Here is a 13,229-nt window from a genome sequence, read left to right as displayed (position 1 = left end):
AACCCCAAAGGGTGGTTGCCTCCGGCAGGCCGTACGGGGAACGAACCGACGCCCTTCCACCCCCGGGGGCCTGCCGCGCGGCGAGCGCCGCTTTTCGCTTTCAGCCCTTCGCTTTTGATCTTGAGAGCGCTCGCGCGTTCGTTGTAGAGCGCGCCAGCGCATCAGCGCATCAAACAAGCGCCGGCAAGCAAGAGAAGACGGCATCGGCGACCTGCCAGTACAGCCCCTTGGGGTGATCCCGGAACAAGGGCTCCGTCCCGAACAACACAGCCCTCCCACCCCGCCCCGAAACCCCCGACACCACCGCCGCCTGCCCAACAGCCGCCTCCTGCCCACCCGACCCGTCAGCCCGAGCGGTCCAGTGCCCGGCGACCAAAACCGACCCAGCGCCCAAAACCGGCTGAGCGCCCGAAACCGACCCAGCGCCCAAACCAGCGCCCAAAACCGACCCAACGCCCGAGACCGACCCGGCGTACCGCTGCTCCACCACCACCCCATCCCCCAACCCCACGAACCACTGGGGCGCATAAACGAACGAGTGGCCGGCCTGCCCGTCCCCGTCGACCACGGCCACAACCCCGTTCGCGTCCTCCTTCCCCGCGACAGCCTGAGCAGCCAGCACCCCTGCCTCGGCGTTGAACCGCGCCCCGGTGGCCCCGCGCGTCACCAAACCACCACGCGCCAGGAACCCGTCCACAGCCGCCCGCGCCGGAGCCCCCAAAGCCGAATACCGCAACCCCGACGACACGAACAGCACGTCCACCCGGCTGAAGTCGAACCCGCCGTCCAACACGGCGTTGGACACGGGCCGCACCTCGAACCCCATGTCCCGCAACGCTTTCAACTCATCCGACGCCACCGCCGCCGCGATCACGGGCCGCCGCACGACCACCCCGCCGGCCGCACCCTCGGTGAACCGGACGCCGTACCGGTCGGACACCTCCACCGCCAACGCCCGCGCCGACGCCGGCACGACGAACACCCCACCACCCTGCCGCCGCACCTCGATCCCGCGCGCCAGCAGGTCGTTCACCGCCGCCGCGTCCTTGCCGTCGGCCAACCTCAACGCCAGGTCCCGGCCCGGCGCGACGTCCACGGACCCCGTCGGCGACGCCGCCACCACGTCCCGCGCGGGCACGTCCAACCGGCCCGAACGCACCACGTCCACCGACGCGCCCCACAGCAACCGGTGGCTCCAGCCGGAGATGTCGTACATGACCGGCACGTCACCGGACAGGTCGCGGCCCGCTTCCAGCATCACGTTGGCCAGCGCGCGCTTCGGCTGGTGCATGTCCACCACGTACGAACCGGTCGGATAAGACCGCCCGCCCAGCACGAACGGCCGGTCCGCACGCGACACGCGCACGTCGTTGGCCACCAGGTGGTCCACCAGCCGGGCCGCGGCCGGACCGGAACGCTGCCCCGACCCCACCGGGATCACGTAGGCGCGCGGGAACTCCGTCGTGTAACGGTCCTCCGGGCCGAAGCCGGGCACGTAGCCGTCCGGGACCGGGCGCTGCGGTTCGCCGGCGTCGCCGCGCCGGAAGATCTCGATCTGGTTGTCCACCAACGCACTCCGATGCTCTCGCACGTAGGCCAAGGCGCCGCGGACGGTCGCCTCGACCACGTCGGTGTTGATCCGGGACCGCCGGCGCAGCTCCTCCACCGGCAGCGTCGTGTAGTCGGCCCGGTTGACCCGCATGGGCACCTCGATCGTGTAAGCCACCGCGCCGTGGAACATCGCGTACTGCGCGGTGTAGATCGGGGCCCAGCCGTCCCAGACGCCGGGTTCGTAGTCGCGGAACGGGATCTCCGGCTTCGCCGTCTCCGGGTGACCGAGTGCCGCGACGGCCGCCTCCATGCGCAGGCCGCCCGCGTAACCGTGCTTGATGTAGAGGTCGAAGTCGTAGTTCTGGCCGTGCGGCGGGGTGGTGGGCTCGATGAGCGTGTTGGTCACGTACCCGTGCTCGTCGAGCACCACCAGCGGCTGGACGCGCTTCACCACGTCCCGCATGGCCCGGGTCTCCGGCTGCGAAGCGGTGACGAAGTCGCGGTTCAGGTCGAAGCCCGCGGCGTTGGCGCGGGTGCCGGCGACGCGGCCGTCCGGGTTCGCCGTGAGGTTCACGTGCACCCGGCTGCGGCGCAACAGGTCCAGCTTCGCCGGGTCGGACGTCGTCGCCAGGTCCTCGATCACCCGCAACGCGCCGTCGGTGCCCTCCCACTCGTCACCGTGGATGTTCGCGTTGATCCACACCGGGGCCTTGTAGGCGTTGCGCAGCAACGGGTCCCGCCGCGCGGCCACCGGGTCGTCCGCGATCCGCGAGCGCCACGCCTCCTGCCGGCGGGTCTCGCGGGGCGTCTCGGGCGCGGTCAGCGTCACCAGGTACAGGTCGCGGCCCGCGGTGGACTGGCCGACGACCTCGACCGACACGCGGTCGCTGCGCCGCTGGAGGTCGTTGAGGCGCGGCGCGAGCGAGTGGTAGGTGGCGAGGCCGAGCTTGGCCGCCCGGTCACCGGCGTCCTCGGGGTAGACCCGCAGCAGCGTGCGGCGCGGGTAGCCCTGCGCGACCTCGGGCCGGTTGTCGCCGCGCGCGGCGGCGAACAGCGGCGGGTCGACGGCGGCGACCTCGTTGCGCTCCGGGCCGTTGCCCGGTTCCGCGGCGCGTCCGGTGGCCGGCGCGGCCTGGACCGGCGCCGCGGAGGTCACCACCAACAGCAAGGCGAGCAGTGTCGACCGCATCCGTGCGCCCTCCGTTCACCGGACCACCTCATCTCACTAGTGGTTCCGGTGGGGCGCGGTCAACAGATCAGGGCGTCAACCGGACCCGAGGCACACGAACGGCCGCCGGAACGGGTCCGCCGCGACCGCCTCGGCCAACGCCACGGCCGGGGACCGGCCCGTCGCGAGGCCGGCGTGGAAGTCCGCCATCGCCTCGGCGGAGGGCTGGTCGCCGACCTTGCTCGACGCCGCGATCACCGTGCGCGCGCCGCCCGCGAGCAGCGCGCCCGCGAATCCCAGCGGCTCGTCGCCGGGCCGCACGCGGTTGAGCGCGAGTTCGCACGCGGCCAGCACGACCTGGTGCGGCGGGCGGCGGACCCGGCCGACCTCGTGGGCGAACAACGCGCCGTCGACCAGTTCCAGCCGGGAGAACAGGGCGTTCTCCGACTCGTGCTCGCCGTGCGCGGCGATGTGCGCGATGCCGACGCCGTCCAGCGCCTCCAGCACCGTGCTCACGCGGGCGTCGGTGACGCCGAGCAGCTTCGCGTCGACGTGGTAGCCCGCGAGCCGGTCGATCTCGGCCTGCGCCGCCTGCAACCCGGGTCCGCGCACCAGCAGCACGCCGGCCGCGGCCTCGCGGTCCCGCCGGGTCGCGCCCAGCCACGACGTCGCCGACGGCGCGGCCACCACGGGCCGGCCCGCGCACGTCGGCAGCACACCCCACGGCACGACGTGCAGCGCGCCGGTCGGCACGACCACCAGCTCCCGGTCGCCGAGCACGCCGGCCAGCGGGCGCAGCAGCATCCGGTCCAGCTTCTCGGCCTCGCGGCGGGCGGACGCGCCGATCACCTCGCGCAGCGGCGGCGGCAGCAGGTCGGGGGCGAGGGCGTTGAGGTCGGCGTGCAGCCGGCGCGCGCACTCGGTGGCCTGCGCCGCCGAACCCAGCCGCACCATGCGGACCCGGCCGCCGGCCAGGGTGAGGGCGATCAGCTCGTCGCCGGAGGCCGCGAAGCTCACCATGGCGCGGCCGTCGAGGCGTTCCATCACCTCGGCCGGCGTGGCGACCGGACGCGGCGTGCCCCACGGGCTGGCGCTCCACCCCAGGCGCATCGCGGACCGCTGGCTGGCGGCCAGCCGGGCCTCCAGCGCGGCCGTCGGCGCGCCGTCCAGGCGGGCCAGCAGCAGCGAGCGGCTCAGCCGGCGCACCTCGGTGATCCGCTCACCCAGTTCGGAGTCCAAAGTGGACTCGACGGGGTCGTACCGGTACATCTGCGCGCGGGTGCGCTCCAGCCAGGTGAACAGCCGCTTGGCGCTGGCCGACGAGTCGCCCTCCTCCAGCACCAGCCGCACGGCCAGCTCACCCAGCTCCCGGCCGTGCAGGGCGGCCCCGGACACCAGTTCGAGCCCGCCGAGCTTGTCCCGCAGCTGACCCAGCTCGGCCAGCCCGGCCTTGGCCTGCGCCAGCGCGACCCGCCGGTTGCCACGCGCCAACGCGATCTCCGCCCGGCACAGCCGCAGCACCATCCGGTGGTCGATCGGCTCGATCCGCCGCGACTTGGGGACGCTGCGCAACAGCCGCTCGGCCCGCGCCGGGTCGCCGCGCCGCACCTCCAGCCGGGCGGCGAGGATCTGCGCGAACGCGGCCTGGTCGTACAGGCGGCGCGCGGCCAGCTCGGTGGCCAGCTCCATCGCCCGCGCGACGACCTCCCCCGACGGCCGACGGGACTCCAACGCCTTGGTGGCGTCCACCCGCAAGGCGATCAACGCGGCCACGGCCGCCCACCCGGGACTGCCCCGCCGGACCAACCGCCGCTGCGCCGACCCGGCCATCCGCTTGGCCAACCCGAGGTCCCCGTCGAGCAACGCCGCCGCCGCCCGGTACAACTCGGCCTCGGCGACGTCCTGCCCGACCTTCTGCCTGCGCAGGTCCGGCAACACCTCGTCGAGCAGGCGACCGGCCTCGTCGGCCAGACCCACGCTGATCAGGGCCTCGGACTGGTCGATGCGCAGGCGCAGCAACAGCCCGGGTTCGAGCTCCTGGAAGACCCGGTTGGCTTCGGCGTACCGGCGCAACGCGCCGGGGATGTCCCCGGCGCGACGCAACACGTTGCCCAGCGCGTGGGTGGCCCGAGCGCCCTGGATCGGGTGACCGTGCTCCCGGCACAGCTCCACGACGCGGTAGAGGTCGCGCGCCGCGGCGTCGGGCTGGTCGATCTCCCCGTAGGCGGTGCCCCGGTTGGCCAGCGTGATGGTCAGGGACGGCACGGCGGACCCGTCGCCCGCGGCCAGCCGGCGCTCGTGGTGCGCGATGTCGAGGTCGACGTAGGAGATGCCCTCCTCGATCCGGCCGACGCGGAACAGCAGCACCGCCTGGGTGCCGTTGAGGAGGCTGACCAGTTCCTCGCGCAGCTCCACGTCCGGCAGGTCGGCCAGCTCGGCGCGGGCGACCTCCAGCTGGCTCAGCCCGTCGTCCAGGGAGCCGGTCTCGGCGAGGCAGTAGGACAGGGTGAACAGGACTCTGGCACGCACTTCGAGGCGTGCTACGGGATCGACACCAGGCACTTCGAGCAGCGCCAACGCGCGGTGGAGGTGCTTGATGGCTCGCACGGGTCGGGCGGCGTTGGCCGCCGTCTTCGCCAACTGGTGGAACTCGCGGGCCCGGGTCACGGCCTCCGCGGGATCGATCTTCCGGCTGGCACCGCGCCGTCGGGGTGCGGGTGGCGTGGCGGGCACGTTCATATGAGAGCACAACGGAGCGCGCCATTCTGCCCACCGGTCGGTGCTTTGTCGGCCGGTGGGCGGAACGGCGTCCCGGTGCTACCCACTTCGGGGTGGTGGCCGGGACTAGTGCGTCGCGTACGGTCCGCCCTCGGGGCCGACCGGCTGCGGCTCCTCTTCGGTCCGCTCGGGCTCGGTCTGCTGCTCCGGGTCGGTCACCGGCACCGAGTGGGTCGCGTAGGGGCCGCCCTCGGCACCCGAGCCGCCGCCCGAGCGCTTCTTGCCGGGCTTGGCCTTCGCCTTGTCCTTCGCCTTGTCGCCGGCGGGCTTCGTCCCGGTCGTCGCGGCGGTGAGGGTGACGGCCGACTCGTCGGCCAGGTCCGCGCCCTCGACTTCGGCGACGCGCTTGCGGTTGGTTCCGGCGGTCATGTGTTGTCCTCCCCTACAACGGGCCCCTGAATCGGGGGAAGTTCATCGGGTGTTTTCGATCATTTCGGCGGCCCCCCGCCAACCGAACGGCTCAAGCCTGACACAGACGGACGCACCTGTGCGGGGGAAATTCACGCTGAGCAATCACTTCCCGGATAGCAGGAGGCCCTGACCAGCACGAAAGAGGCGTTTCAAGGGACGTTACCACTCGAATGGGGGAACGTGTTGACACAGCGATGGTGTGTCGGGACCCGCAATAAGAGGACATTCGCGCAGATCGGCCACGTGGAATAGCCACCGTCGGCACCCCTCTCGTCACGGATCGCCACCGCATTCGCGGGGCTCGCCCTATGAGAACGGCGGACCGGCCCTCAGATACGCACTCCGACGGTGCCGATGATCACGTTCACAGAACCGGCGCGTTCCGTAGACGCGCGCGGGCCCGGCCGCGCGAAGCGACCGGGCCCACGGGACGGGGGACGTGCTTACGAGCAGCGGGCGATGATCAGGTCCCGGACCTTCTTCGCGTCGGCCTGCCCCTTCGTCGCCTTCATGACCGCGCCGACGATGGCGCCCGCCGCCGCGACCTTGCCGTCGCGGATCTTCGCCGCCACGTCGGGCTGCGCGGCCAGCGCCTCGTCCACGGCCTTCTCCAGCGCCGAGTCGTCGGAGACCACCTTCAGCCCGCGGGCCTCGATGACCGCCTCCGGCTCGCCCTCGCCGGCCAGCACGCCGGTGACGACCTCGCGGGCGAGCTTGTTGGTCAGCTCACCGGCGTTCACCAGGGCGACGACCCGGGCGATCTGCGCCGGCGTGATGGCCAGCTCGCCCAGCTCGACGCCGCGCGCGTTGGCCTCCTTGGTCAGGTAGGCCACCCACCACGAGCGGGCCTCGGCGGGCGTCGCGCCCGCGTCCACCGTCGCCGCCACCAGGTCCACCGCGCCCGCGTTGACCAGGTCGCGCAGCTCGGCGTCGGTCAGGCTCCACTCGGTCTGGATGCGCTTGCGGCGTTCCCACGGCAGCTCGGGCAGCGTGCCGCGCAGCTGTTCGACCCACTCGCGGGACGGCGCGATCGGGACCAGGTCGGGCTCCGGGAAGTACCGGTAGTCCTCGGCGGTCTCCTTGGTGCGGCCCGACGACGTGGAGCCGGTCGACTCGTCGAAGTGCCGGGTCTCCTGGGTGACCTTGCCACCGCCCACCAGCACCGCGGCCTGCCGCGTCATCTCGAACCGCACGGCGCGCTCGACGCTGCGCAGCGAGTTGACGTTCTTGGTCTCGGTGCGGGTGCCGAACTCGGCGGCGCCCTTCGGCATCAGCGACACGTTCGCGTCGCAGCGCAGCGAACCCTGGTCCATGCGCACGTCGGAGACGTCCAGCGCCTTCAACAGGTCCCGCAGCGCGGTGACGTAGGCGCGGGCCACCTCGGGCGCGCGCTCGCCGGTGCCCGTGATCGGCTTGGTGACGATCTCGATCAGCGGCACGCCCGCCCGGTTGTAGTCCAGCAGCGAGTGCTCCGCGCCGTGGATGCGGCCCGTCGCGCCGCCCACGTGCAGCGACTTGCCGGTGTCCTCCTCCATGTGGGCGCGCTCGATCTCCACCCGCACGACCTCGCCGTCGTCCAGCGTCACGTCGAGCCAGCCGTTGAAGGCGATCGGCTCGTCGTACTGCGAGGTCTGGAAGTTCTTCGGCATGTCCGGGTAGAAGTAGTTCTTCCGGGCGAACCGGCACCACTCGGCGATCTCGCAGTTGAGCGCGAGGCCGATGCGGATGGCCGACTCGACGGCCTTGCCGTTGACCACCGGCAGCGACCCGGGCAGGCCCAGGCACGTCGGGCAGACGTGCGTGTTGGGCTCGCCGCCGAACAGGTTGGCGCAGCCGCAGAACATCTTGGTGTTGGTGTGCAGCTCGACGTGCACTTCCAGGCCGAGCACCGGGTCGAAGCGCTCGATGACCTCGGCGTAGTCCATCAGTTCGTCCACCGACGTCATCGGTCGCCGCCCCTCCGCATGTTGCGCACGGCCAGCGCCGCGCCGGTGATCGCCACCAGGATGCTCGCGACCGCGTTGGCCAGCGCGAGCTTGTCGTTCTTGCCGCGCGCGGCCTTCAGCGTCGAGAACGCGCTGGTCGCCGCGCCCGCCGCACCGAGCAGCGCGAACGCGCCACGTGCCTTCCTCACCGCGCCACCGCCAGTTCCGGGACCTCGCCGTAGACCGTGCCGCGGGCCGCCTCGTAGGCCGCCGCCACCCGGTACATCCGGTGCTCCTGCAACGCCGGGGCCATGATCTGCAGGCCCACCGGCAGGCCGTCCTCGTCGGACAGTCCACTCGGGACGGACATCGCCGGCGTGCCGGCGAGGTTCGCCGGGATCGTGCACAGGTCGGCCTTGTACATCGCCATCGGGTCGTTCGCGCGCTCGCCGATGCGGAACGCCGTGGTCGGCGTGGTCGGCGAGACCAGCACGTCCACCGACGCGAAGGCCTGCTCGAAGTCGCGGGTGATCAGCGTCCGCACCTTCTGCGCCGAGCCGTAGTAGGCGTCGTAGTAGCCCGACGACAGTGCGTAGGTGCCGATCATGATGCGCCGCTTGACCTCCGCGCCGAACCCGGCCTCGCGGGTCAGCGACATGACCTCCTCGGCGCTGCGCGTCGAGTCGTCGCCCACCCGCAGGCCGTAGCGCATCGCGTCGAACCGGGCCAGGTTCGAGGACGCCTCGCTCGGCGCGATCAGGTAGTAGGCGGGCAGCGCGTAGTCGAAGCTCGGGCAGGACACCTCGACGATCTCCGCGCCCAGCTGCTTGAGCTGCGCCACCGCGGCCTCGAACGACCGCAGCACGCCCGGCTGGTAGCCGTCGCCGCTGAACTGGGTGACCACGCCGACCTTCACGCCGGTCAGGTCTCCGTTCGCGCCCTCGCGGGCCGCGGCGACCACCGGCGGCACGGGGGCGTCGATGGAGGTGGAGTCCAGCGGGTCGTAGCCGCCGATGACCTCGTGCAGCAGCGCGGCGTCCAGCACCGTCCGAGCGCACGGGCCGCCCTGGTCCAGGGAGCTGGAGAAGGCGACCAGGCCGTAGCGGGAGACACCGCCGTAGGTCGGCTTCACGCCGACGGTGCCGGTGACCGCGCCGGGCTGGCGGATCGAGCCGCCGGTGTCGGTGCCGATCGCCAGCGGCGCCTCGAACGCCGCGAGGCTCGCCGACGAGCCGCCGCCCGAGCCGCCCGGGATGCGGTCCAGGTCCCACGGGTTGCGGGTCGGGCCGTAGGCCGAGTTCTCGGTGGAGGAGCCCATCGCGAACTCGTCCATGTTGGTCTTGCCGAGGATCACGACGCCGGCCTCGCGCAGGCGGCGGGTGACCGTGGCGTCGTAGGGCGGGACCCAGCCTTCGAGGATCTTGGAGCCGCACGTCGTGGGCACGCCCTCGGTGGCGAAGACGTCCTTCAGCGCCAGCGGCACGCCCGCGAGCGGGCTCACCGGGGCGTGCCCGGCGGCCAGGTCGTCGTCCACCTTCTTGGCCGCGGCCAGCGCGCCCTCGGTGTCGACGTGCAGGAACGCGTTCACCGCGCCGTCGACCTCGGCGATGCGGTCCAGGTGCGCCTGCGCGACCTCGACGGCCGAGACCTCGCGGCTCGCGATCTTCGCCGCCAGCTCGGCGGCGGTGCTGCGGATCAGGCTCATGCTTCTTCCCCAAGGATGCGCGGCACGCGGAAGCGGCCGTCCTCGGCGGCGGGGGCGCCCGCGAGCGCCTGCTGCTGACCGAGGCTGGGACGCACCACGTCCTCGCGGAACACGTTGGTCAGCGGAACGGCGTGCGAAGTGGGCGGGATGTCCGCGGTGGCGATGTCGCCCACCGTGGCCACCGACTGCAGGATCACGTCCAACTGGCCGGCGAACAGGTCAAGCTCGTCGTCGGTGACGGCGAGCCTGGCCAGGCGGGCCAGGTGCGCGACCTCGTCGCGGGAGATGCTGGGCACCTCGTCAACCCCCGTGGGTCGGTTTCTCTCGGATTGGACCCGACGAGTCTATTGGCTGGTCAGGGCGAGGTCCGACCGGGTTGTGCGTGGGCCGCGCGCGGGGGTGCGGGATTTTACCGCTGTGCAACGCGGCTGGTGGGTCGGAAAGCGAAGCTGCGTCTGCGAGAATCATCGGCCGGACAGTCGTCGAACACCAGCCCTTGGAGGCGTGCACCGTGTCCTTCCTGCTCCGGGTCCAGCTCCCGGACCGTCCCGGCACCCTGGGCGCGGTCGCCTCCGCGCTCGGCGAGATCGGGGCCGACATCCTCAGCGTGGACGTGGTGGAGCGCGGTTCCGGCGTGGCCATCGACGACCTGGTGGTGGAGCTGCCGTCCGGCCGGTTGCCGGACACGCTCATCACCGCCGCGGAGTCCATCGAGGGCGTCGAGGTGGACGCGGTCCGACCGTACGCGGGTGTCCTGGACACGCACCGCGAGCTGGAGCTGGTGGAGGAGGTCGCCGAGGAGCCGGCGCGCGGGCTGGAGATCTTCACCGAGGGCGTCCCGAAGATCATCCGCGCGGGCTGGGCGGTCGTGGTCGGCTACGACGGCGCGGGCGTGCACCGCCTGACGGCGTCGGCGGCGGCCCCGGAGACCCGCATGCGGAACCCGCCGTGGATGCCGCTGGCCCGCGCGACGGTGCTGGACGGCGAGGAGAGCTGGGTCCCGGAGACCTGGCAGGAGCTGGGCACGGAACTCGCCGCGACCCCGCTGGGCAAGCCGGACCGGGTGTTGCTGGTGGGCAGGCCGGGCGGCCCGATGTTCCGCGCCGCCGAGGTGGCGCGGCTGGCCCACCTGGCCGGCATCGTGGCCGTGGTGCTGCCGGACTGACCCTGGCCGCGGTGCCGCCGGGCTGATCGTGGCCGTGGCGTCGCGGGCTAGCGCACGGCGTTGGCCTTGAGCGTGCGCTGGGCGTAGGCGACCAGTTCGGCGTTGTCCGTGGTGCGGCTGCCGTCGGGGTTGTGGAGGGTGTCCTCCAGGCCGATGCGGGTGTCCAGTTCGAGGCGGGCGGCGTAGTCGAGGACGGGCCAGGCGCTGTCGTCCTCGCCGTGCAGCAGGATCGGCGTGCGCAGCGGTTCGAGGACTTCCAGCAGGGCCGCGGCGTGCTCGACCGTCTCGCCGGGTTGGACCTCGGCCAGGATGCGCCGGGTGCCGGCCGGGACGCCCGCGGCGGCCAACGTGCGGGCGGCTGCCACGTGGAAGATGCCCAGCTCGATGCCGACGCCCGCGTCCTGGAGCGCCCGGACCACCTCGCGCCAGCCGTCCTCGTGGACGTTCACGGAGGCGACGTCGGGACGGCCGGCGGACAGCCCCGCCCAGCCGCGGACCAGTTCGGCGCGCCGGACCGGGCCCGGCTGGATCCAGGCGGCGGTGGTGACGCCCAACTCGGCGTGCGGCACGGCGGCGCGCACCACGGCGACGGCGGTAGCGACCTCCGGCCCGGCGATCACCTCCAGGCCGACGACGTCGCGGGGGTGCAGGTGGAAGTGGGTGACGCCGAGTTCGGCCAGGGCGGCGGCGTCGGCGGCGAGCTGCTGCGGGGTGACGGGCAGCGCGGGGTGGCTGTGTGGGTTGCGGGCACCGTTGAGGCAGGCCTGGAGCACGGTCCCAGCGTGGCACGCGCCCCGGCTCCCGGCGACCCGCGAACCCCCGGTCGGCCGCACACCCGGTCGGGTCACGGCTTGGTCGGGTCACGGCTTGGTCGGGTCACGGCTTGGTCGGGTCGCGGTGTGGCCGGGGTCACGCCGCGGTCGGGTCGCGGCGTGGCCGGGTCGCGAGGTGGCCGTTCCCGCGTTCAGGTCAGTTCGAGGCTGAAGCCGTAGGCGATCAGGTGCACGCCCGGCACGGGGTTCCAGTCCCGCTCGGGGAACCGCTGGAAGCCGAGCCGCCGGTAGAGCCGGTGCGCGCCCGCCATGTGCTCGCCGCTGCTCATCACCACCCGCTTCGCCCCGACCTCCCGGGCCCGCGCGACGACGGCCCGCACCAGCGCCTCGCCGACCCCGCGGCCACGGGCGTCCGGGTGCACGGCCAGCATCCGGAACTCCAGCTCGCCCGACCGGCTGACCTCGGCGTACGGGGTGCCCGGCAGGGCGATGGTGACGGTGCCGAGCAACGTGTCCTCGGTGTCCACGGCGACCAGCAACTCGGCGTCCCGCGCGCGGGCGCGGGTGTCGGCCAGCTGGTCGGCGTACCCGCCGGTCCGGCTCTCGATGTACTGGTCGGCGTGGTAGGCCGCCACCGTGATCGCACCGGCCGCGTCCCACTCGTCCTCGCGCGCGGGCCTCACCACCACATCGGCCATCTGCTTCCCCTCCCGCTCTGGTCGTGCTCCAGGCAACCCTGCGGGCGGGGTTCGATCAAGGCGCGAGCCGAGCGACCCGCACATCTGCGGGTCAGGCGCACCGGCGGACCGCGGCGGGCGGGTCGCCGTCGCCGCGCTCGACCAGGAAGCGCACCGGCAGGGCGTCGCTGTCCGGCGGGAAGTGGCCGACGTGCACCACCGACACGCGGGTCCACCAGCCGTTGCGCTCGACGGCCACCACGGACTCACCGGTCGGCACGCTGGGCGCGGAGCAGGACGCGGTCGGGAGCGTCAGCGTGAACCCCGCGACCCCGAACGCGACCCCGCCCGGCTCGCCCCGCTCCGGCGCGTGGACGCTGGCCGAGCCGCGCCCCGGCCCCTGCTGCCCGCCGCTGACGTCGTAGGAGCCGTTGAGGCTGCTGAGCGACTGGGCGTGGATGACGGTGATGGTGACCAGCCCGTCCTTCGTCGCGGCGGACCCGAACAGGGGCGCGGTGACGTACTCGGAGGCGCGCCGCGTGCCGGGCGGGAGGGGGCTCGGCGTGACCTGCGGGACGCGCGGCAGGCGGGTGGCGAGCGTGACGTCGTACCGGGGTTGCTGCGCGACGGCGGCGACGTAGGTGGCGGTGGCGGCGACGATCGCCACGACGAGCGCGATCGGCAACCACGGGGTGCGCAGGACGACGGAGCCGCCGATCTTCCCGGCCTGGACGGAGATGTGGGTGTTCCCGCTCATCACGTTGTGCACGTCCACAGGCGACTCCTCCTCGACGTGGTCACGCTGGTACCGAGCGTAGCCACCCGGGAGGTGGTGACCGGTGCGGCGGGGGAGGTCGGAGGCGGGCGGGGCGGGGCGAAGGTCGGCAGATGGGCGCGGCACGGGCGGGGCGCGGGCGCGGCGCAGGCGGGGCGCAGGAACGGCGAGGGCCGGGGCGCAGCGCGCGGGCCGGGCGGGCGCGGCGGGCCGGGCGGGCGCGGCGGGCCGGGCGGGCGCGGCGGGCCGGGCGCGGGCGCGCTGGGGCAGGACGGCGCGCCAAGCAGGGCGGGCGGGCGCG

At 73.3% G+C, this 13,229-nt stretch carries 11 protein-coding genes; 1 reads left to right on the top strand and 10 read right to left on the bottom strand.

The window, feature by feature from the left end; all coding sequences use genetic code 11:
* Positions 1-169 precede the first annotated feature (169 nt).
* The 7 genes from AB0A74_RS40745 to gatC form a co-directional block, all read right to left on the bottom strand.
* Positions 170-2,740, bottom strand: coding sequence for a M14 family zinc carboxypeptidase (locus AB0A74_RS40745; RefSeq protein ID WP_358258304.1), 2,571 nt, complete (start codon positions 2,738-2,740; stop codon positions 170-172).
* 75 nt (positions 2,741-2,815) lie between these two features.
* Positions 2,816-5,386 carry a CHAT domain-containing protein gene (locus AB0A74_RS40740; protein WP_358258302.1) on the bottom strand — a complete coding sequence of 857 codons (2,571 nt, stop codon included), beginning with the start codon at positions 5,384-5,386 and terminating at the stop codon, positions 2,816-2,818.
* Positions 5,387-5,563: 177 nt separating this feature from the next.
* Complete coding sequence (locus tag AB0A74_RS40735; RefSeq protein ID WP_358258300.1) at positions 5,564-5,866, bottom strand: hypothetical protein; 303 nt, start codon at positions 5,864-5,866, stop codon at positions 5,564-5,566.
* 485 nt (positions 5,867-6,351) lie between these two features.
* Positions 6,352-7,854 carry an Asp-tRNA(Asn)/Glu-tRNA(Gln) amidotransferase subunit GatB gene (gene gatB, locus AB0A74_RS40730; protein ID WP_358258298.1) on the bottom strand — a complete coding sequence of 501 codons (1,503 nt, stop codon included), beginning with the start codon at positions 7,852-7,854 and terminating at the stop codon, positions 6,352-6,354.
* Entirely contained in the window at positions 7,851-8,042 is a 192-nt protein-coding gene (locus AB0A74_RS40725) for a hypothetical protein (RefSeq protein ID WP_358258296.1), read from the bottom strand. The genes gatB and AB0A74_RS40725 overlap by 4 nt, the downstream gene beginning before the upstream one ends.
* Positions 8,039-9,538, bottom strand: a complete 1,500-nt coding sequence (gene gatA, locus AB0A74_RS40720) for an Asp-tRNA(Asn)/Glu-tRNA(Gln) amidotransferase subunit GatA (RefSeq protein WP_358258294.1) — start codon at positions 9,536-9,538, stop codon at positions 8,039-8,041. Before gatA ends, AB0A74_RS40725 begins: the two co-directional genes overlap by 4 nt.
* On the bottom strand, positions 9,535-9,834 hold the full coding sequence (gatC, locus tag AB0A74_RS40715; protein ID WP_015104569.1) for an Asp-tRNA(Asn)/Glu-tRNA(Gln) amidotransferase subunit GatC: 300 nt from the start codon (positions 9,832-9,834) through the stop codon (positions 9,535-9,537). The genes gatA and gatC overlap by 4 nt, the downstream gene beginning before the upstream one ends.
* A gap of 215 nt (positions 9,835-10,049) precedes the next feature.
* Here gatC and AB0A74_RS40710 point away from each other — a divergent pair, with 215 nt between their 5' ends.
* Positions 10,050-10,703 carry an ACT domain-containing protein gene (locus AB0A74_RS40710; RefSeq protein ID WP_358258292.1) on the top strand — a complete coding sequence of 218 codons (654 nt, stop codon included), beginning with the start codon at positions 10,050-10,052 and terminating at the stop codon, positions 10,701-10,703.
* 47 nt (positions 10,704-10,750) lie between these two features.
* Here AB0A74_RS40710 and AB0A74_RS40705 read toward each other — a convergent pair whose 3' ends face one another.
* From AB0A74_RS40705 to AB0A74_RS40695, 3 genes are all read right to left on the bottom strand, one after another.
* Positions 10,751-11,476, bottom strand: a complete 726-nt coding sequence (locus tag AB0A74_RS40705) for a 3-keto-5-aminohexanoate cleavage protein (protein WP_358258290.1) — start codon at positions 11,474-11,476, stop codon at positions 10,751-10,753.
* Between the two features lie 191 nt (positions 11,477-11,667).
* Entirely contained in the window at positions 11,668-12,174 is a 507-nt protein-coding gene (locus AB0A74_RS40700; protein WP_358258288.1) for a GNAT family N-acetyltransferase, read from the bottom strand.
* Positions 12,175-12,265: 91 nt separating this feature from the next.
* Positions 12,266-13,229: hypothetical protein (locus tag AB0A74_RS40695; protein WP_358258286.1), on the bottom strand; the 964-nt coding region annotated here is incomplete at its 5' end.

The organism is Saccharothrix sp. NPDC042600 (assembly GCF_040647305.1).
Classification (GTDB): Bacteria; Actinomycetota; Actinomycetes; order Mycobacteriales; family Pseudonocardiaceae; genus Actinosynnema; species Actinosynnema mutabilis.
This window is presented reverse-complemented; position numbering and strand designations above follow the sequence as displayed.

What these genes read in the sequence shown, in the direction of transcription:
- AB0A74_RS40745 (WP_358258304.1), bottom strand. Translation starts at nt 2,740, where the DNA reads ATGCGGTCGACACTGCTCGCCTTGCTGTTGGTGGTGACCTCCGCGGCG.
- AB0A74_RS40735 (WP_358258300.1), bottom strand. Translation starts at nt 5,866, where the DNA reads ATGACCGCCGGAACCAACCGCAAGCGCGTCGCCGAAGTCGAGGGCGCG.
- gatB (WP_358258298.1), bottom strand. Translation starts at nt 7,854, where the DNA reads ATGACGTCGGTGGACGAACTGATGGACTACGCCGAGGTCATCGAGCGC.
- gatA (WP_358258294.1), bottom strand. Translation starts at nt 9,538, where the DNA reads ATGAGCCTGATCCGCAGCACCGCCGCCGAGCTGGCGGCGAAGATCGCG.
- AB0A74_RS40700 (WP_358258288.1), bottom strand. Translation starts at nt 12,174, where the DNA reads ATGGCCGATGTGGTGGTGAGGCCCGCGCGCGAGGACGAGTGGGACGCG.